The organism is Acinetobacter sp. ATCC 27244, assembly GCF_000156555.1.
Classification (GTDB): domain Bacteria; phylum Pseudomonadota; class Gammaproteobacteria; order Pseudomonadales; family Moraxellaceae; genus Acinetobacter; species Acinetobacter haemolyticus.
On record NZ_GG665949.1, the window covers coordinates 261,584 to 282,304 of the forward strand.

Sequence of the window (20,721 nt, forward strand, 5' to 3'; positions counted from 1 at the left end):
GTGTATATTAGGGTTCTGTCACCAAACTGTCAAGAAGGTGAGGAGACAGTTTGTTCAAAATATAGCAAAACAGTTCAGCCGTCTTTTGAGTATCGTACAGAGCAGAGTGTGCTTCTTTACCATCAAACTCAATACCCGCTTGAATACATGCTCTTGCTAAAACTGTTTGACCAAACATGACCGCACTCAGTGTCACCGTATCAAAGACTGAAAAGCTATGAAATGGATTCTGATTTTTAGTGCCAGAACGCGCAATCGCGGCTTGTAGGAAACCAAGATCAAAGTGAGCATTATGACCAACCAATACCGCATGTGTGCAATGTTGCGCTTTTCGTATTTCATTGAGTGATTTGAAAATACGGCGTAATGCTGAACGCTCATCTTCAGCCATTGCAACGCGCATAGGGTTAAATGGGTCAATACCAATAAAGTCGAGTGAGCGACGGTCTAGATTAGCCCCTTCAAAAGGGTTGATATGCGCCTGAAATGAGGGACCCGGTACAAATTGTCCATGTTCATCATAGACAATTGGAATACAGGCGATTTCAAGTAGGGCATCAGTTTGGCAGTTGAAACCTGCTGTTTCTACATCAACAACAACAGGTAAAAAACCACGAAAACGCTGACCAATTACGGGAGCTTTGTTTTCTTCTGTCACACTTTTCTCCATTGCAGTGTTTTGCCTGCATGAAGTGGAATAATTTTTTGGTCTTCTAGGTAATCAAAAGACTCAGCGACGGTGTGTTCTTCTTTGACCAAGGTAATGGTTGACGTATTACGTGGTAAACCGTAGAAGTCAGCACCAAATATGCTGGCGAAGCCTTCTAAACGTTCTAACTTGCCTACTTGATCAAAAGCTTGAGCATATAGTTCAATCGCATTTGGTGCGCTATAGCAACCTGCACAGCCACATGCATTCTCTTTAGCATTTTGTGCATGTGGAGCACTATCTGTACCTAAGAAGAATTTCGGACTGCCGCTCGTTGCCACTTCCAATAAAGTTGTTTGGTGTGTTTGACGTTTTAAAATTGGTAAGCAATAAAAATGCGGTTTCACGCCTCCTACCAACATATCATTACGGTTAAACAATAGATGTTGGGGAGTAATCGTTGCGGCAACATTACGATCTTGTTCAAGAACAAAATTTGCTGCATCGCTGGTTGTGATATGTTCAAGTACGATTTTAAGTTTTGGAAATTGTTTGAGTAGTGGTGAGAGAATTTCGTCTAAAAATCTTTTTTCACGATCAAAGATATCAACATGGTTGTGAGTTACTTCACCATGTAATAACAATGGAACTTGATGCTCTTCAAGCTGTTCAATCACCGCATAAACTTTGCGAATGTCACTTACACCACTATCGGAGTTTGTTGTTGCCCCAGCAGGATAAAGTTTGATGGCATTGACATGATCAGATGCTTTGATTTTTCGAACTTCATCAGGAGAGGTGTGATCAGTAAAATACAGCACCATACGTGGATCAAAATGAAGACCTTCTGGAACATGGGCAAGAATACGCTCACGATACGCTAAAGCTTCATCCACAGTTTTGACAGGTGGAACCAAATTTGGCATACAAATTACGCGGGCAAATTGTTTTGCTAAATCAGGAACTGTACGTTTTAAAGCTAAACCATCACGCAGGTGTGCGTGCCAATCATCGGGTTGTAAAAGAGTAAGTGTATTCAAGGTGCACTTCAAACTTAAAAATAATACAAATAATAATGCATAAAGTGTGAAAATGGTAACTACAATTACGGATAAGTGGTTAAGTAAAGTTCATGACAAAATGAGAATTTGTGTTATTTTTATGCGGCATAAGGATGCCGAATTATAAGAAGAGTAAAAAGGATGGAAAATCAATATGATCTTGAGCAGTTAAGGAGGTCCAAAGAAGCACTTGAACAGCTTGTTGCTCAGCATTTTAAATCAGGACGGACACATCATGCTTTACCTCCAAAATTAGAACATGATTTTTGGAAGTTTAATCTTGAGCGGACACGTATCAACGCCATTCAGTTTTTTGGTCAGGGCGTAATTACTTATACGATTTTTGTTCTGCTGATTTTACCGTCTAACTATATCGTCATCCAAGGCACTGAAGATTTTCTCTCAGACTTTGTATATAGCATACTCAGTTTGATTGTCGTTGGTTTGGCTTTATTTCTATTTTGGGCATTCGCTCGATTCAGAAAGTTTAGCCGCCTATTTTATCCAGCAGTCTGCACACTGGTTTTTTGTACAATTGTTTTTACATCTATTTTGATGATGAGTGTATCCAATGTCGTACTTCAAAATCAGGCAATGGTGTTGATTGCTTTTCTGTATATGCTTGGTTTTATTCTTAGCGGTATTAAACCATTACATATGCTGATCATAGGAACTTGTGCGGCAATCGTTATTCTATTTTTCCTCTATTTATTTGATGTTTCTTATGATTTATTGATGATTGGTCGAACCTTTATTGGCAGTATTTTGTTGGGGTTTTCGATTAGCGTGATGTTGACTTCGAAAGAGCGTCGGATTTTTATAAAATCAAAAATTTCTGAGATTGATGAGAAAATATTACGCTTGCAGGCTTCAGAACTTTTACATTTAAGCCAACATGACGATCTAACCAATGTTTCCAATCGCCGTACTTTTGAAGAGATGTGTATATATTATTATGACTTAGCATGCCAAGAACAAAAACCACTGGCTGTGTTATTTATTGATATTGATTATTTTAAAAACTATAACGATTTTTATGGACATCAAATGGGCGATCATGCGATCTCTGAGATTGCCAAGACAATCAAAGGTTCCATTCGACATATGGATTTTATTGCACGTTATGGTGGGGAGGAGTTTGTGGTACTTTTACCTGAAACACCTGCACAAGGTGCATATGCTGTAGCTACAAATATTTATCGTGCAATTGATCGGTTGATGATTCCACATGCAAAGTCCTTGGTATCTAATCATGTGACGATCAGTTTAGGTATCACCGTATTCAACGGTAATCGAGCGATTAGCCAAGAGCTGCTCATTGATACGGCAGATAAAGCACTCTATAGAGCAAAGCAATTGGGACGTAATCAGATTTATTATCAGCCTTTACCTAATCTTCAAGAGCATCTACAAAAATAAAAAACCGAATATCAGTGTTGATATTCGGTTTTTTTAATATTTTTGGATGATACAAATTATTCTAAGAAGCGAACTGTTACACCAGCACGTACTTTATTACCAAGATCATTTGCGTCCCAGTTGGTTAGACGAATACAACCATGTGAAGCATTTTTAGAGATCATTGATGGATTTGGAGTACCGTGGATGCCGAATGATTTTTTGCTCAGACCAATCCAAATGTTACCTACAGGGCCATTTGGACCCGGTGGCAGTGACAATGGTTTAAGGTTTTTACCTTGGACAAAGTTAGATGGTGAGTAGCTATACCATGGGTTTTTAGCAACACCAGTTACTTTGTAAGTACCTGTTGGAGAAGGAGTGCTTGTACTGCCAATTGTTGCAGGAAACGAAGCGATCATTTGATTGCGACTGTTAAATAAATACAGTTGTTTTGCACCTTTGTGTGCAACGATTAAATGAATATCTTCAGGTAAATCATTACGGACATTGGCTACAACAATTTTTTCACCCACCTTGTTAAAGTTTGCTCTAGGATTAAGCTGTCTTAGAAAACGCTCATCCATATGGAACTTTTCACCTAACATTTCAGTTACGCGGGTGTAATACAATCCTTTCATTTTCGCTTGTAAGGCATAGTCTGTTGGAATTGATTCAGCATAGGGACCTTTGAGGTCCGCTTCTGTAATTGTATATTCAACATAAGCAGGTTTAGTTTGTTTCGCTACTAAGGCATCCCACGTTTCTTTGGTGAGTTGTCCTGTAGGTGTTAAACCATTCATCTGTTGAAATGATGCAATTGCTTTTAACGTGTTTTGACCATTCGAACCATCGATTGCACCTGGTGAAGCATGTGCGTTATTCAACATAACATGAGCACGCGCATACACAGGTAACTGGCGTCTAGGCATGTCTTCATACCATTCAGCCGAATTAATTGCATCCATAGTCCAAGATGCAGGAACTTCAGGCGCTTGAGATGGTGTTTTAGTCGCTGTTGTCGCTGTGTCTAGCGTAGCTTCGCGTGCTGGTGCAGCTGTTACAGGTACTTCAGGCGTGTTTTCTATTGTTTGAGCAACATTGGCTGCTGGATTTGGGCTAAGCTGTGGCTCAGATGCAGCAGAAGAAACAGCACTACTGCTTGATGCGGTATAATCAATTGCCAAAGGATCAATCGGATCTTGGACTGCGGAAATTTTTTGCGGTTTTAATGGTTGCTCAGTTGTTGGCGCAGCAAAAGCAACATTAGCAAGAATACAACTTAAACTCATAGCGAGTAATGAGCGAACAAACATGTAATTCAACCTTAAGAATTATTCATATTGAGATATAAGACTTTGCAAGTATTACAGAAAATACTCAAGCTTGCAGTAGCAATTTTGTGACCAGACAATTTTTTCGTCATCAAAATGGATCAACGGTATACGTGGTTATATATCTTAGGTGATTTTTGTTATCATGCCTTTCACATGAAAGATTATAGAGATTGGTAATGACAACGTTGAAAAATGATCGTTTCTTACGAGCTTTGCTACGTGAACCTGTAGACACCACGCCAGTATGGATGATGCGTCAAGCAGGGCGTTATTTGCCAGAATATCGAGAAACTCGTGCAGAGGCAGGGGATTTTCTTTCTTTATGTAAAAATACGGATTTTGCTTGTGAAGTGACATTACAGCCTTTACGCCGTTATGCACTTGATGCTGCAATTTTATTTTCAGATATTTTAACTGTACCAGATGCTTTGGGTTTAGGCTTATATTTTGAAACAGGTGAAGGTCCGAAGTTTCATAAAACAGTGCGTACTGAACAAGATGTCGCGAATTTACCTAAATTAAATGCAAAGTCTGATCTTGCTTATGTAATGAATGCTGTCTCAACAATTCGATCTGCTTTAAATGGACAAGTACCATTGATTGGTTTTTCTGGTAGTCCATGGACTTTGGCAACCTACATGATTGAAGGTGGATCGAGTAAAGAATTTCGTTTTACCAAGCAAATGATGTACGCACAACCTGAAGTGCTACATGCATTGCTTGATCACCTTGCAGATTCAGTCATTGATTATTTAAATGCACAAATTGATGCGGGTGCTCAGGCAATCCAAATTTTTGATAGTTGGGGTGGCGCACTTGCGCATCGTGAGTATGTTGAATTTTCATTGAATTATATGACCAAGATTATTGCTGGGCTTCAACGTGAAAAAGATGGACGTCGTATTCCAATTATCGTTTTCACCAAAGGTGGGGGACAATGGCTGGAAACTATGTTAACGACAGGTGCTGATGCTTTTGGTCTTGACTGGACAACACCGTTGTATACAGCTCGTGATGTTGTTGCTGGTCGTGCAGCCTTGCAAGGAAACTTAGATCCTGCGGTACTTTATGGCTCTGCTGCTTCTATTGAGAAATCTGTTAAAGCGATGCTTGATGATGCATATCAAAATGGTGAAAAGACAGGCTATATTGCAAATCTAGGTCATGGAATCACACAGTGGGTTGATCCTGCTCAACCCAAGATTTTTGTTGATACAGTGCATGAATACAGTGCGAAATATTTGGGTTAAATGATTAGAGGCTGAAATGCCATCAAATCCTAATCATTTTTGAAAGGTTTATTTTGTGCCGTTATTTTTAATCTCACTCGATTTCATGACTAAGGCAGCTTCTGCTGCCTTATTTGGTATATTACTTTTAATTGCTTTCGCAGTCACAGCACCGATGGGAAGCCATGAATATTATGGCTTTTTTCGTTATGACTATTTGTTATTTTATGCATTGATTATCCAAGTTTGTTTGATCTATTTAAAGTTGGAATCATGGGCAGAAGCAAAAGTGATTGCTTTATTTCATATCCTTGCAATGGGGATGGAAATATTTCTTACGCACCCTGCAATTGCTTCTTGGCAGTATCCACAGCCTGCAGTATTTAAATTACTGACAGTTCCTTTATTTGCTGGCTTTATGTATTCAGCCGTGGGAAGTTTCTTTGCACGTTCTTTACGACTTTATCAAGTTTCTTTTGAAAACCTGCCCACTTTTAGCAATATGTTGTTATTGGCAGTCTTGTCTTATCTCAACTTTATGACAAAATTTTTCATTCCAGATATTCGTATAGGGCTGTTTATTTGGAGTGTGATTATCTTTTGGAAAACGAAAATATATTTCCAACTAAAGCAACACCGTTTCAATGTCCCGATGTTGCCAATTTTATTATTGCTCGCATTTATCATTTGGGTTGCTGAAAATATCAGTACCTTTTACAAAATTTGGCTATATCCAAGTCAAGTCGATGCTTGGCATATGGTTGGATGGGGTAAATTAGGCTCTTGGTATCTATTATTGTTATTGAGTTTAGTACTTGTACTTAAAATATTAGGTGTTCGTGATCGAAAAGGAGTTTGGAAATTACATTAATACATTTTTTCAGTTTGTATAATGGATAATATAGATATTCAAACGTTGATTTATTAATATTTCAGTAATATTAAAAATTTTATTTGCTAAAAAACCTGAACCTCGCTATTTTAATCTGTGTCTGTGAGATGTCACAGCACATTAGTAATAACAAATACTAAAGAATAATTGATACTGGAGACTTTTCCGATGTTAAAAAAAATTGCATTAGCTGCATTACTCGCTGCTGGTTCAACTGTCGCAATGGCTGATAATGATGTAGGTTGTGGTGTTGGTACACAAGTATGGGCAGGTAAAAAAGGTGTGGGTCCTAAAATCCTTGCTGCAACGACCAACGGTATTTTTACTAACCAATTACTCGGTATTACTTTTGGTACATTGGGCTGCCGTCAAGGTGGAACAGTGACTGCACAAGTGGTTCAGTTCACCAATGAAAACTCTGAATCTTTGGCGCGTGATATGGCAGTTGGTCAAGGCGAAAGCTTAAATGTCCTTGCTGAACTTATGCAAATTAAATCTGAAGACAAAGCACGTTTCTTTGCAGTTTCTAAAGCAAACTTTGCTGAGATTTATTCAAGCAAAAACCAAAACACACTCCAAGTTTTGGATTCTTTACAAAACGTAATGTCAAATGATGATGTATTAAAAGCTTACGTTTAATCTATCGCATTTAAAAACCCTGTCCCTGTGACAGGGTTTTCTTATACCTAATCTGAATTATATTTAAAATATTTGTTGCTGAATGAAATTTTTAACTTTTGCGATTACTGTTTTTTTATCTCATATTGCACATGCCGCGATTGAGCCAAATATCAATAATTACCAGCAACTTGCTGAACAGAAAAAATTAGACCAACATATTACGTGGCAGCGTTTAATGTATGCTGAGCAGGCCAAAAAAAGCGAAGTCACATATACAGGATATTTTTATGCCAATGATGGACAGATAAACTTACTCAATGAATTGAAAGCAGATATTCAGGCCTTATTTATAGCATCTGATGATAATCAATCCATTCGTTGTAAATTTCCTGCACGAAGTCGTTGGTTGATACAACAGTTAAACATCGACTCAAAACAGCTTCCAGCGGTGAATTGTCCTGAATTCGATGAATGGATCAATCAAATTAATCCTCATAAAGCAACCTTGATCTATGCAACTGATTTTATGGGGAATCCGAGCTCTATGTTTGGACACACCTTATTGCGTTTAGATCCCAAAGATCAACAACAATTAAACTTAGTCTCTTATGCAATTAATTATGCAGCAACGGTAAATAATCAAGACAATTGGTCTTATGCATGGAAGGGTCTAACTGGTCAATATCCCGGCGAATATTCTTTGATGCCATATTACCGTAAAGTAAAAGAATATGGTGATTTTGAAAGTCGTGATTTATGGGAATATGAGCTCAATTTGACACCAGAAGAAACACGATTCTTAGTTGAGCATATTTGGGAAATGCAACATGTAAGTTTCCCTTACTATTTTGTGAGTGATAACTGTGCCTATCGTTTACTCGGGCTAATTGACTTAGTCCGCCCAAATCTTAATCTAAAAGCTCAATTTAATTATGCAGCGATTCCAATTGAGACACTTAAAGCGGTCGATCAGCAGAAATTAGTAAAAGAAGTTGTTTATCGTCCAGCATTAGAAACACAGTTATTGTCTCAAGCAAAACAACATGGAAACAGTTTGGCAAAAGTTGCTCACAAAGTTGCATTCACACCGATAGAGCAAGTGTCTGAAATTTTGCAACCTTATGAAATGCGCGATCAAGCCAAAATTCTTGAAATGGCTTATGATGATTTATATCTAAAATATATTAGTCATAAAGCCGATGCTGATTTTGCACCTATACATTTGCGCCAGTTACTCGCAAAGCGTAGTCAGATTCAGATAGATAAGCAACGTCAAGAACCACAAAGACCTTCGATCCAGCCTGTTGAAGGACATCATGCTCGAAATATTTCTGTGAACGTTGGAGAGGTGCAGGGCAAAACCTTTATTGAGCTCGGTCATCGTCAAGCTTATCACGACTTAATTGATCCATCGGGTGGTTATCGTTTAGGAACTCAATTACTTTTTCTAAATGGTGCGCTGCAATATCGAGAGGATAAACTTAAACTTGAGCATTTAGATTTGCTCGCTGTTAATTCATATAATCCAATTCAACCCTTTAAAGCGCCTTTAACTTGGGGTTTTAATTTAGGTTGGAAACAAGAGGCGATTGAGCAAGGTGATTTTACAGATCAATCCCAACATGGCGTCATGAATTTAAATATGCAAGTGGGCTACAGTTTAGCGGATGATGATCGTAAACACTTGTGTTATGCACAAGTACAAGGGCATTTACAGGGTGGTAAAGCACTTGAAAAAGGTTGGCGGATAGGGGTAGGGCCAACACTTGGGTGTATGAATCAGTGGACCAATCAAGTCAATAGCCTATTGCAAGTCGAGCTACCGTACTGGGAAGATCAAAATCAATGGGGACTGAGGGTAGGAACACAAGTTCAGTACAGTTTAAATGCCAATAACGCCATCCGCTTAAATTGGAAATATGAACAACAAGATCATAAAGACTGGAATAAATTGGGTATGGCTTTTATTCGTTTCTTTTAAAAAGATAATTGTTGAAGTGTGATCCTTAGGGATGCTTACACTTCAACAATTACATAGTATTTTTTAACTGTTTCAACCACTTCAAATGTACCTACAAATGCAGGAGGAATAATGCCTGCATTTCCAGCAGTCACTTCAACAAATGAAGCTGTTTTGGCATCGTGGATTCGCACGACACCTTCAATGACTTGAAAGAACTCTTGTTTATTGTCCGCAAACTGGATATTCCAAGCTCCCACCTCACACTGCCAAATTCCACAATCCATATGAGGATGCTCATATAGACTATAAGTCAGGCGTTTTGGATTTCCCGTGACCAGACGATCGGGACGTGGGTAATCAATACTCGCTTCAGGTTGAGATAATTCACCAAAACCTGCTAAGTGAAGAGATGACATGATTAATGCTCAGCTTAATAACTTTCTGGAACGGCACTTAAAAATTCACGACGTGCATCTTTGTCTGTTTTAAAATCACCGACAAAAGAAACGGTACGTGTGGTTGACTCCTGTTTGCCAACACCACGCATCATCATGCACATATGCGCTGAGTCGATCACTACAGCTACACCACGCGCTTGAGTGACTTCTGCAACCGCTTCGGCAATTTGCTGAGTTAAATTTTCCTGAATCTGTAAACGACGTGCAAACATTTCAGTAATACGTGCAAATTTTGATAAACCGAGAACCTGACCTTCAGGCAAGTAGGCAATATGCACACGCCCATAAAATGGAAGCAGGTGATGCTCACAAAGTGAATAAAATTCGATATTTTTAACCAATACCATTTCATGGTTATCGGATGGAAAGACAGCACTATTTGTCACTTCAGCAAGCGTTTTGCTATAGCCAGAAGTTAAAAATGAGAAAGCTTTAGCCGCACGCATAGGTGTATCTTGTAGACCTGGGCGAGTAAGATCTTCACCAACGGCAGTTAAGATATTTGCGTACGATTGCTGCATAGACATAACAATGTTCACTTAGGTGGGTTGAACAAAACGGGAATTGTATCAGAAAACCGCTAGAAAAATTAACTTTGATCTAAGTACCGATTATTGTTTGTACTTTGGGTTCTTTTCTGCACGTTTTAATAGTACTAAAACTGCGCCAGTACCACCTTGGTTTTCAGGGGCGCTGACAAATGCCAGTACATCACGGTGTTGTCTGAGCCAACCGTTTACATAGGTTTTTAAAATCGCTTCCGGGCCTTTTCCATGTACGATTTTGATGACATTTTGATTTTCGTCTTTAGCCATCTGAATGATTTGCAAAACCGCTGCGCGTGCTTGTTCAACGGTACAACCGTGTAAATCCACTGCTTCAAACCAGCGAATTTTACCTGCTTTTAAATCTTCAAATACTTTGTGCTGTAGTGTCGCAATGCGATAACTAAGAGCAGCTTGGCTTGCCACAGGATTTAAAATCGCTTGAGTATCCGAAATCTCAGTAAGTTCTTGCTCAGCACCACCTTCTGCTGCTGCGCGCTTTGCCAAAATTTGGGCATCTACTTTCTTTGAAGGTTTAGTCCGAAGCTGTGCGATATTGCCATTATCAATCGGTTTTACACCCGACAGTGCTTTTTTAAAAAGCTCGGTATCTTCCAATTCTTCTTCAACCGCCTGAGCTTTTTTTGACTCAGCTTGTTGACTAAGTTTGCTGGATTGAGGATTTGAGATCTGCTTTTTAAAGGCTTTCAGTAAATTAAACTGATCTTTAGAAAGCGATGAATCATGTTTACTCATAATTTTATGGAAATATGCAAGATACGAGAGAGGTGTAAAATTATAGTCCGAATCTACTGGAATTTGAACTAAATACATTCATGGAGGTTAATATTACATTTGAGAGAAAATCAAAAATCTAAGTTAAAATATTGACTTAATTGTATGTAGTCTACTTTATTCAGTTGGGCTTATATAATCTATATCGGATAAAAAGTTGATTATCTATTGTGACTTCACCATCAAATTTGAACCCTAATAAATAAATCGCTTTTAGTTTATTTCTTGAAGGTGGGAGCAAAATCGTGATGGAGTTAAATTTATATTCATTAAAGGCTATATTAACAATTTGCTTGAAAATTTTCTTGCCAAGCCCCCAATATCGTGGATGCAGAACTAAAGCTAAATCTGGATCACCATTTTCAAACTGTAGTCCTCCCCAACCAACAAAATTATCGCCAAGCAAGAATGCCCAAATACCATAACCGTATTCATCCCAATGCTTTTCTTTAGCCTTCACCCAAGCAATGCATTGTTGGTGGTCGAAAACAATATCTTGTGCTAAAGGCATTTGTTCAAGCACACGTTCATTCGTGTTTATTTCAATAATATCTTTGATGTCAATATGGTTTAAACGTTCAAAATGGATACTCAAAATTTTCTCCTATAGATATTAAATTTAAAAGATATTATGAGGTGTTAAAAATAAAAGATAGCTTCTTATTTATTTGGATCATCACTTAATGTTAAATATTATTTATTATGAGTGTTTATCTTTACTGCTATTCATTGTGTTGTGTAATGTTTAAGGATCAGGGCAAGAATCTTTACCCTGAACCATTAAAACTTAAACTTGCTCAGGCTTCCCGAACAATTCACCAAATGCCACATCAGGACGAGGCTGTTTCATAAAACTTTCACCAACAAGGAAAGTATGAATATCATTAGCTTGCATCATTTCAACATCAGCAGGCGTGGCAATTCCACTCTCAGTGACCAAAACACGAGAAGTAGGTAGTAATTTTTTCAAACGCAAGGATGTATTTAAATCCACATCAAAAGTTTTTAAATTACGGTTATTCACACCCAAAATACATTGCTCAGAAAGCTTTAACGCACGTTCGAGTTCAGCTTCATCATGCACTTCAACCAATACATCTAGTTGATGTTCAAATGCAGTTTTTGACATTTCCTCGAGCTGTTGATCCGATAAACATGCCACGATTAATAAAATACAATCGGCATGTAAAGCTCTTGCTTCAACGACATTATAGGGATCAATCAAGAAATCTTTACGTAATGCAGGCAGGGCACAGTGGTTGCGTGCAATCGCAATATTTTCATCTGCACCTTGGAAGAAATCTACATCGGTCAGAACAGAGAGACATGCTGCACCTGCTTGTTCATATTGTTGAGCAATTTCAGCAGGATTAAAGTCTGCACGAATGATGCCTTTAGATGGAGAGGCTTTTTTAATTTCAGCAATCACAGCAGGACGTTTATGCTGCAAAGCCTTGGCAAAACCACGAACAGGTGTTGCTTCTTTTGCCCATTGTTCAACATCATGCAAGCTACGTTGTTTTAAACGTGCAGCAAGTTCCTCATGTTTGCGGTCAACAATTTTACCGAGAATGGTATTTTGAATATCGATCATGAGAAATCCTTAGTCTGCCTGATATTGTTTCAATGTTTTGGTAAATTCAGCCAAAATACTCATTTTTTCTAGGGCTTGACCGCCGTAAAGAATATCTTGAGCCAGTTCAACTGCTTGTTTGTAGGTGTTGGTAAGACCAGCAACATATATGCCTGCGGCTGCATTCAGCGCGATCATATTTGCAGCTTTTTCACCGATTTCAGATTTATCACGACCCAAAGCATCTTTAATCAATTTTAAGCTTTCTTCAGAACTGCTGACGACTAAACCTGTCAGTGTTTGTGATGGAATGCCAACATCATCAGGGGTGAGTGTCCACTCTGTGATTTCGCCATCTTTTAATTCAGCTACGGCTGTAGGCGCAGCGAGACTGATTTCATCTAGGCCATCTCTTGAATGTACAACCAATACATGGACAGCACCGAGTTGTTTCAGAACTTCCGCAATAGGGCGACAAAGCTCATCTGAAAATACGCCAATCACGAATCGATTCACGCCTGCAGGGTTGGTTAACGGACCGAGTAAATTGAAAATGCTTCGAATCCCAAGCTCACGACGTGGTGCAACAGCATACTTCATGGCTTTATGGTGATTCGGTGCAAACAGAAAACCCACACCCATTTCACGAATGCAGCGTTCAGTTTGTTGCATGTCTAAATCAAGTTGAATGCCCATTTTTTCAAGTACATCCGATGATCCAGATTTACTTGAAACACCACGATTACCATGCTTTGCAATCGTTGCGCCAGCGGCGGCAATCACAAAGCTTGAGGCTGTAGAAACATTAAATAAATTTTGTCCGTCTCCACCTGTTCCCACAATATCCACAAGATGAGGGATATCACTCACATCAATCTTGATTGCAAACTCTCGCATGATCCGTGCTGCTGCGGTGATCTCATCAATGCTTTCACCTTTCATACGTAGGCCCATCATCAATGCGCCAATCTGAGCATCGGTTGCTTCGCCTTGCATGATACTTCGCATGACATCTTCCATTTGTGTTTGAGTCAAATGGATATTTTTTGTAATGTGATTAAGTGCCTGTTGAATATTCATAATTTGGATATAGCATTCATGCTCTAATGTTTTGAAGGAATGTGGTGAATGACGGTATTCATGACTACTGACTTACATACGTCAGGCGTTATGTTATCAGAAAATAGTTTAGATTTTATAGGGTAGGTTGATATTTCACTTACTTGTTCAGACATAAAACGGCATGGCTGCTAAACTTTAGTTTAGTTGTTATAATTTTGAATCATTATAAAAAGATATTTGTCATAACCCTGCTTCATTGTTTTTTAATTATTCTAACTGTTCTTAAAGGTATTTCATCGTGCATGTGAGTCAATTTTTTCATTATCCAGTCAAATCATTACGTGGTAACGCACTAACTGAGATGGAAATCGATTCTTTTGGACCAAAATGGGATCGTAGGTGGATGCTAGTTGATCATGAAGGACGTTTTATCACTCAACGTCAGTGCGCGATTATGGGACAGATCAGTGTCAAGGTATTTGCGGAGAAAGTACGTTTTGAATTCCAAGGCGATGAGGTAACTTTAAGTCTTGAGGAAGCACAAGGACAGGTTGATGATCGTCTGATCACAGTATGGCAAGATCAATTGCAAGGCAACCGTATAGATCATCCTGTAAATCAATGGTTCAGTCAGATATTAGGGCGGGAAGCGTGTTTGGTCTTTATGCCGCAGAGAACCTTGCGACAAGTCGATTTGGAATATGCACAGCAAGGTGATCGCGTTGGTTTTGCTGATGGTTTTCCTTTTCTAATTATTGGTGAGGCTTCGGTAGAATTTCTTGCTGAAAAAGTTGGATTTCCATTAGATGTGCAACGGTTTAGACCTAATATTGTGATTTCAGGTTGTGAAGCATTTGCTGAGGATCATTGGAAACAGATTCAGATTGGTGAAATTAAATTTGATTTGGTTAAGCCATGTTCTCGTTGTGTTATTCCTACGATTGATTTAAAAACCAGCCAAAAACAACCTGAAGTTATGCAAGCCATGCTGGCGTATCGGAAGCAAGGTAATAAAGTCATGATGGGACAAAATGCATTGCATCGTGGGATCGGATTGATTTCACTTGGACAAGAAATTCAAATTTTAAAATAATAATATCTTAAACCTATCTTTTTATTGATCTTCAAAATGAAAAATGCCAATCGATATCGATTGGCATTTTTACTAGAATTAGAGTTGATGACGTTATTGCTGACCGTCTACTGGTTCTCTCACGCCAAGCAGTTGACTGGTAGCGGTACCAGCAGTCATTGAACCATTTACATTTAATGCAGTACGCCCCATATCAATCAGTGGTTCAATCGAAATGAGCAGGGCAACCAGTGTAACTGGAAGTCCCATAATCGGTAGAACAATCAGTGCTGCAAATGTTGCACCACCACCCACACCAGCTACGCCAATAGAACTGAGTGTCACAATAATCACCAATTGTGCAATCCATAAGGGGTCGAGTGGGTTAATACCGACAGTGGGAGCAACCATTACCGCCAACATCGCTGGATATAAGCCTGCACAACCATTTTGCCCAATGGTCGCACCAAACGAAGCTGAAAAACTGGCAATACCTTCAGGTACACCGAGTTGCTTTGTTTGTGTTTCTATATTTAAGGGAATACTCGCTGCACTAGAACGGCTGATAAATGCAAAGCTTAAAACAGGGAATGCTTTTTTGAAAAAGTCGATTGGGTTAACGCGTATAAACAATAGAATCAGTGCATGTACCAGAAGCATGATGATCAGCCCCAAATAAGAGGCGATTACAAATTCACCGAGTTTGATGATGTCGGCGAGGTTTGCCGTTACCACCATTTTGGTCATCAATGCAAGTACACCATAAGGCGTGAATTGCATAACTAAGCGAACTAGACTGATAATTAATGCTTGTAATGCCTCGATCCCGTGTCGAATTCGCTCCCCATTAATTTTGTCTTTCTCCATGAGCTTTAAGGCTGCAACACCTAAGAACGCAGAAAAAATAACCACACTAATGATTGCGGTAGGGCGAACACCTGTTAAATCCGCAAATGGATTCTGCGGAAATAATGAAAGCAGCAGCTTCGGAATATCGAGATTGGCAACTTGTCCAATATACTGGCTTTCAATCGCCGCTAAACGTTCTGTTTCACGAACGCCTTGGACCAAACCTTCTGCTGTTAAACCAAAGAGATTGGTAACGCTGATTCCTACAAAGGCAGCGATCGCTGTGGTGAAGAGTAAAATACCAATCACTAAAATGCTGATTTTTCCCAATGAGGTGGTCTGATGTAGTTTAACAACAGCACTTAAAATCGAGATGAAAATAAGTGGCATAACCACCATCTGTAACAGTTGTACATAACCATTACCAACGATGTTGAACCATGCCACCGATTGATCGAGTACAGTGCCTTCACCGTAAATGGTTTTGAGACCTAAACCGAAAATGATACCAATCAGCATTCCGATCAATACTTTTTTGGCTAGACTCCAGTCATGGCGATTGGTAAAAAATAATCCAGCCAAAAGCAAGATAAAAACAAGAATATTCAATAAAACGAGTGTATTCACAAGAGGTGTCCTGATAGATGATTCAGGGAGCCAGAAGCTATAAATAATGATTTTAATTTTAGCATCGTGTTACCCTGAAAGCTTAATCATTCCTATGACTATAGTTAATCGAAAAAATTAAAAAGCACTTTTTAGACGCTTGGTGATGGCTTTAATTAATTTTCTTTTTTAATGTGAAAAATACATTAATTATTGAAATAGAATGATTTGTTCTAAGTTAATACAGGCAGTATGTTAATTTTAAAATATAAAAAATTATTGATAGAGAGTAGTTGTTTATTGTTTTTAGATGTTTAAAATTAAAACAGCCTATTCAAGATGAATAGGCTGTCAGACTTATGCACGAAATTCTTTTACAGTTTTAAGCATAGATATCTAAGAAATTTTTGAAAATTTGATGCCCGTGTTGGCTCAAGATAGATTCAGGATGGAACTGAACACCTTCAACAGGGAGGGTTTTGTGCTTAACACCCATAATCTCTTCAATCGTGCCATCGGCTTGGTTGGTCCAACACGTCACTTCTAGGCATTCTGGTAAGCTTTCTTGTTCGATCACAAGAGAGTGATAACGCGTTGCTGCAAATGGAGAAGGAAGGTGGCTAAAAATTCCTTTATCACTATGGTGCATATCAGACAAACGACCATGCATCACTGTTTTGGCACGTATGATGTTACCACCAAATGCTTGACCAATCGCTTGATGACCTAAACATACACCGAGTAAAGGTATTTTTCCTGCAAAGTGGTTGATTGCAGGAATTGAAATTCCTGCTTCACTTGGTGAGCATGGACCAGGACCAATAACGAGGTATTTCGGCTGCCATCGCTCAATATCCTCTAATGTGACTTGATCATTACGAACAACTTTTACTTCTTGATTCAATTCACCAAAGTATTGAACGATGTTGTAAGTAAAGCTGTCATAGTTGTCAATCATTAGAAGCATGATTATAACCTTTTTGAAAATAAGCACTTTTGTGCGATTGAATTCTAAAAAATAATCTCGGTATCAATGTTCAGCCACCAACAATGTCTAAGTATGGAGGGTGATCAAGATAGTGGGAAATCATCATACCAAAAACCGATGGTCAATGCTGAATATTTCAGGCAGATAGGAAAATCAAAAAATTAATTAATTAAAAAAAACTCTTAAAAAACCACAAGAATTATTTCAAATTGAATACTTTGTCAAAATAAGCAACAAGTGAATCAAAAGTCTAAATGAATTGATTGGATTGATGTTGAAAAGAATGATATAAAAAGTCAATTTTATGCAAACGATACGTGGCATAAATAGCACTACAATAGTTCTTTGTTACATGTATTGCACTATTTTGGTTCAATAAGCCTTTTTTAGGGACGGCTTAAAATATAAATGTGTGAATATGGTGCATTTGCGATTGCAGACATGCGAATAGACATAGGACATGGAGCTTAAAATATTTTTTCTACAAAGAATTTCAATGTTTTAAGTATGCTTTAAATTTGTTGGTATGGTAATTGCTTATTATAAACCAACAGCTAACACGCACTTAACAAGTGCATATAAATTTCATTGGAGCAAATGAGCATGGCGAACAAGGTCCTTCAACTCATCAAAGAAAGTGGCGCAAAATGGGTCGATTTTCGCTTTACTGATACTAAGGGTAAAGAGCAACATGTAACTTACCCAGCAGATACAATTGATGAAGATACATTTGAAGACGGTAAAATGTTTGATGGTTCTTCAATCTCTGGTTGGAAAGGCATTGAAGCTTCGGACATGATCTTACGTCCAGACGCTGAAACAGGTTTCCTTGACCCGTTCTTTGCTGAGCCTACAGTTGTTGTGACTTGTGACGTAATTGAGCCATCTACTGGCCAAGGTTACGAGCGTGACCCACGTTCGATTGCTCGTCGTGCAGAAGAATACTTAAAATCTACTGGTATCGGTGATACTGCATTCTTTGGTCCAGAACCAGAATTCTTTGTTTTTGACGAAGTGAAGTGGGACATCGACATGTCTGGCGCTCGTCATACGCTGATCGCTGAAGAAGCAGCTTGGTCTACTGGCAAAGATTTCGAAGCTGGTAACTCAGGTCACCGTCCTCGTGTTAAGGGTGGTTACTTCCCAGTTCCTCCAGTTGATTCTCATCAAGACATGCGTGCTGAAATGTGTGCACGTATCGAAGACATCATGGGACCTGGTCGTGTAGAAGTACATCACCACGAAGTTGCATCTTGCCAATTAGAAATTGGTGTGAGCTTCAATACAATGGTTCGTAAAGCAGACGAAGTTCAACAGTTCAAATATGCTGTTTGGAACGTTGCTCACCAATATGGCAAAACAGCAACTTTCATGCCTAAGCCAATGGTAGGTGATAACGGTTCTGGTATGCACGTTCACATGTCTATCTCTAAAGATGGCAAGAACTTGTTTGCTGGTGATGAATATGCTGGTTTATCTGAAATGGCATTGTTCTTCATTGGTGGTGTAATCAAGCACGCGCGTGCATTGAATGCGATTACTAACCCATCTACAAACTCTTATAAGCGTTTGGTTCCTCACTACGAAGCACCAATCATGCTTGCTTACTCAGCACGTAACCGTTCTGCATCTATCCGTATTCCATACGTTTCAAGCCCTAAAGGTAAGCGTATCGAAGCTCGTTTCCCTGATCCAATGATGAACCCATACTTAGGTTTTGCGGCATTGTTGATGGCTGGTCTTGATGGTATCCAAAACAAGATCCACCCAGGTGAAGCTGCTGATAAGAACTTATATGATCTTCCTCCTGAAGAAGAAGCAAAAATCCCAACAGTTGCTCATAGCTTAGATATGGCTCTTGAAGCGCTTAAAGCTGATCACGAGTTCTTGTTGAAAGGCGGTGTGTTCACTAAAGAAATGCTTGATGCATATATCGAACTTAAAACTGAAGATGTACGTCGTCTTAACACGACTACTCACCCAGTTGAATTTGATATGTACTACAGCCTGTAATACATCCCAAATAAAAAAACTCGCTTCGGCGAGTTTTTTTATGCTGTTGATAGAAATTGAATTTCATACATTATTACGAAAAAATTCATGTAAACTAGTCGCGATGTTTTTAGTGAGTTAAGCATGCGAAATATACAACCTAGTAGAATAAAAGGAAAAGATATTCCTACTGCATTAAAAAAATGGTTGTATGCATCAGGTTCACTTACTCAGCAACTTACAGATCTCGGTGGTGGTGAGTTTCATGTTGAGCGTATTAGAGAGCATTATCAGCGTTTAGCATTTGCTGATAGCAAATGGATGAATATGCCTGCACATCATATTGCATGGGTGAGAGAAACATATCTTTATGGCTCTGAGTCACAAGCTTGGGTGAAAGCAAAGAGTATTTTTCCGATTCTCAGCCTACAAAAAAAAGCCAGAATATTTAAATACATCCGAAATAAGCCAATTGGTTGGTTTCTATTTCAACGTACGAATCCTGTCTGTGAAAGACGAATTATTTATACCGAAGAGGGTTGGGCGCGGCAAAGTTGTTATACTTGGCATGGGTGTAAATTTATCGTACAGGAAACTTTCCTGCCTAGATTTGAACAGTTTATTGAACAGCATTGACTCTAAGGATTCGCATGGATATGGTGCAACAAACTACATGGCGACAGCGTTTAGAAGCCTATTATTATTTATGTCGTTTTGATAAACCCATTGGTACAGAATTAGTGTTTTGGCCAACGATGTGGGCCTTGTGGGTTGCATCCAAAGGAATTCCTGATTTAAAAATACTGCTCGTGATGTCGCTAGGGGTTTTGTTTATGCGGGCTGCAGGCTGTGCGATTAATGATTTTGCAGACCGTAAAGTGGATGCTCATGTTGAGCGTACAAAAACTCGACCGCTAGCGACAGGTGTGATTCGAGCGAGAGAGGCTGTATTTGTTTTTTTAGCTTTAGTTGCCGCTAGCGCCTGTTTGTTATTTTTCTTACCAATTGAAACGTTTTATTGGTCATTTGGTGCATTGTTTCTAGCGTTTATTTATCCTTTTATGAAACGCTATACTCACTTGCCTCAAGTGTTTTTAGGTGCTGCTTTCTCGTGGTCTATTCCCATGGCTTATACGGCTGTCGGGCAAACACCTGATTTAATATGTTGGTTATTATATTTTGGTAATTTGGCATGGACGGTTGCATATGATACGCAATATGCCATAACTGATCGTGAATATGATTTGAAAATTGGTGTGAAATCTACCGCAATTTTATTCGGTCGTTATGATATCCAAATCATTGGTTTACTTCAGGCCCTAAGCTTGGTTTTGATAGGCGCAGCACTATATTTAGAAAACCTACTTATACCTTTTGGTCTGCTTGCATTGTTTGTTGTCGCAATAGATTTTGTATATCAAGCATTAAAAACTAAAGATCGTGACCCTCAGATTTGTTTTTGGGCATTCCGTCACAATCGTTGGGCTGGAATGATAATTTTTATTGGAATTTTTTTAAGCTTCATATTTTAAAATGACTTATTAGTTGAAAAGTGTCCTATGCAGGGCACTTTTTTTATGCCTTAATAGAACCGCATGTAGTTTCATGCACAAAAAAATGACAAAGACTAA

20 protein-coding genes are annotated in these 20,721 nt (G+C 38.7%); 9 read left to right on the top strand and 11 right to left on the bottom strand.

The features are described from left to right. Positions 1-7: 7 nt before the first annotated feature. Positions 8-670 (bottom strand): ribonuclease T, encoded by a 663-nt coding sequence (rnt, locus tag HMPREF0023_RS01140; protein ID WP_004638443.1) that lies wholly within the window; start codon positions 668-670, stop codon positions 8-10. Further along, a complete protein-coding gene (gene pyrC, locus HMPREF0023_RS01145) occupies positions 655-1,689 on the bottom strand; it encodes a dihydroorotase (RefSeq protein ID WP_004638444.1) in 1,035 nt (344 codons plus the stop codon). The genes rnt and pyrC overlap by 16 nt, the downstream gene beginning before the upstream one ends. A 162-nt stretch (positions 1,690-1,851) precedes the next feature. Here pyrC and HMPREF0023_RS01150 point away from each other — a divergent pair, with 162 nt between their 5' ends. Continuing rightward, positions 1,852-3,129, top strand: a complete 1,278-nt coding sequence (locus HMPREF0023_RS01150) for a GGDEF domain-containing protein (protein ID WP_005091032.1) — start codon at positions 1,852-1,854, stop codon at positions 3,127-3,129. Positions 3,130-3,185: 56 nt separating this feature from the next. On the opposite strand, the gene HMPREF0023_RS01155 is transcribed toward HMPREF0023_RS01150, so the two are convergent. Continuing rightward, on the bottom strand, positions 3,186-4,424 hold the full coding sequence (locus tag HMPREF0023_RS01155) for a L,D-transpeptidase family protein (RefSeq protein WP_004638446.1): 1,239 nt from the start codon (positions 4,422-4,424) through the stop codon (positions 3,186-3,188). 197 nt (positions 4,425-4,621) lie between these two features. Here HMPREF0023_RS01155 and hemE point away from each other — a divergent pair, with 197 nt between their 5' ends. The 4 genes from hemE to HMPREF0023_RS01175 all read left to right on the top strand — a co-directional run bounded on the left by hemE (position 4,622) and on the right by HMPREF0023_RS01175 (position 9,168). Next, positions 4,622-5,695: a uroporphyrinogen decarboxylase gene (gene hemE / locus HMPREF0023_RS01160; protein ID WP_005091031.1), complete on the top strand. Its 1,074-nt coding sequence runs from the start codon at positions 4,622-4,624 to the stop codon at positions 5,693-5,695. 85 nt (positions 5,696-5,780) lie between these two features. After that, the gene (locus HMPREF0023_RS01165) at positions 5,781-6,545 is read left to right on the top strand and encodes a DUF817 family protein (RefSeq protein ID WP_008940950.1); all 765 of its coding nucleotides are present in this window, start codon (positions 5,781-5,783) and stop codon (positions 6,543-6,545) included. A gap of 189 nt (positions 6,546-6,734) precedes the next feature. Then, positions 6,735-7,205, top strand: a complete 471-nt coding sequence (locus tag HMPREF0023_RS01170) for a DUF3015 family protein (RefSeq protein WP_004638449.1) — start codon at positions 6,735-6,737, stop codon at positions 7,203-7,205. Between the two features lie 82 nt (positions 7,206-7,287). Next, positions 7,288-9,168, top strand: a complete 1,881-nt coding sequence (locus HMPREF0023_RS01175) for a DUF4105 domain-containing protein (RefSeq protein ID WP_005091029.1) — start codon at positions 7,288-7,290, stop codon at positions 9,166-9,168. 35 nt (positions 9,169-9,203) lie between these two features. Here HMPREF0023_RS01175 and HMPREF0023_RS01180 read toward each other — a convergent pair whose 3' ends face one another. The 6 genes from HMPREF0023_RS01180 to trpD form a co-directional block, all read right to left on the bottom strand. Continuing rightward, positions 9,204-9,566, bottom strand: a complete 363-nt coding sequence (locus tag HMPREF0023_RS01180; protein WP_004638451.1) for a cupin domain-containing protein — start codon at positions 9,564-9,566, stop codon at positions 9,204-9,206. A gap of 14 nt (positions 9,567-9,580) precedes the next feature. After that, the gene (gene folE / locus HMPREF0023_RS01185) at positions 9,581-10,129 is read right to left on the bottom strand and encodes a GTP cyclohydrolase I FolE (protein WP_017394508.1); all 549 of its coding nucleotides are present in this window, start codon (positions 10,127-10,129) and stop codon (positions 9,581-9,583) included. A 90-nt stretch (positions 10,130-10,219) separates the two neighbouring features. Further along, positions 10,220-10,909 carry a Smr/MutS family protein gene (locus HMPREF0023_RS01190; RefSeq protein ID WP_026056331.1) on the bottom strand — a complete coding sequence of 230 codons (690 nt, stop codon included), beginning with the start codon at positions 10,907-10,909 and terminating at the stop codon, positions 10,220-10,222. Between the two features lie 160 nt (positions 10,910-11,069). Beyond that, a complete protein-coding gene (locus HMPREF0023_RS01195; RefSeq protein ID WP_005091021.1) occupies positions 11,070-11,543 on the bottom strand; it encodes a GNAT family N-acetyltransferase in 474 nt (157 codons plus the stop codon). A 192-nt stretch (positions 11,544-11,735) separates the two neighbouring features. Next, a complete protein-coding gene (gene trpC / locus HMPREF0023_RS01200) occupies positions 11,736-12,542 on the bottom strand; it encodes an indole-3-glycerol phosphate synthase TrpC (protein WP_005091020.1) in 807 nt (268 codons plus the stop codon). Positions 12,543-12,551: 9 nt separating this feature from the next. After that, positions 12,552-13,601, bottom strand: a complete 1,050-nt coding sequence (gene trpD / locus HMPREF0023_RS01205; protein ID WP_005082005.1) for an anthranilate phosphoribosyltransferase — start codon at positions 13,599-13,601, stop codon at positions 12,552-12,554. 280 nt (positions 13,602-13,881) lie between these two features. On the opposite strand from trpD, the gene HMPREF0023_RS01210 reads away from it, so the two are divergent. Next, a complete protein-coding gene (locus tag HMPREF0023_RS01210) occupies positions 13,882-14,676 on the top strand; it encodes an MOSC domain-containing protein (RefSeq protein WP_005091019.1) in 795 nt (264 codons plus the stop codon). Between the two features lie 93 nt (positions 14,677-14,769). Here the strand turns inward: HMPREF0023_RS01210 and HMPREF0023_RS01215 are convergent, their stop codons facing one another. Next, positions 14,770-16,131, bottom strand: coding sequence for an L-cystine transporter (locus HMPREF0023_RS01215; protein WP_005091018.1), 1,362 nt, complete (start codon positions 16,129-16,131; stop codon positions 14,770-14,772). Positions 16,132-16,492: 361 nt separating this feature from the next. Next, positions 16,493-17,077: an anthranilate synthase component II gene (locus HMPREF0023_RS01220; protein WP_005082008.1), complete on the bottom strand. Its 585-nt coding sequence runs from the start codon at positions 17,075-17,077 to the stop codon at positions 16,493-16,495. A 618-nt stretch (positions 17,078-17,695) separates the two neighbouring features. On the opposite strand from HMPREF0023_RS01220, the gene glnA reads away from it, so the two are divergent. The 3 genes from glnA to ubiA all read left to right on the top strand — a co-directional run bounded on the left by glnA (position 17,696) and on the right by ubiA (position 20,622). Further along, positions 17,696-19,111: a type I glutamate--ammonia ligase gene (gene glnA / locus HMPREF0023_RS01225; protein ID WP_171055742.1), complete on the top strand. Its 1,416-nt coding sequence runs from the start codon at positions 17,696-17,698 to the stop codon at positions 19,109-19,111. Positions 19,112-19,234: 123 nt separating this feature from the next. Beyond that, positions 19,235-19,726 (top strand): chorismate--pyruvate lyase family protein, encoded by a 492-nt coding sequence (locus HMPREF0023_RS01230; RefSeq protein ID WP_005091017.1) that lies wholly within the window; start codon positions 19,235-19,237, stop codon positions 19,724-19,726. 14 nt (positions 19,727-19,740) lie between these two features. Continuing rightward, positions 19,741-20,622: a 4-hydroxybenzoate octaprenyltransferase gene (ubiA, locus tag HMPREF0023_RS01235; protein ID WP_005091016.1), complete on the top strand. Its 882-nt coding sequence runs from the start codon at positions 19,741-19,743 to the stop codon at positions 20,620-20,622. The last annotated feature ends 99 nt before the right edge of the window (positions 20,623-20,721 follow it).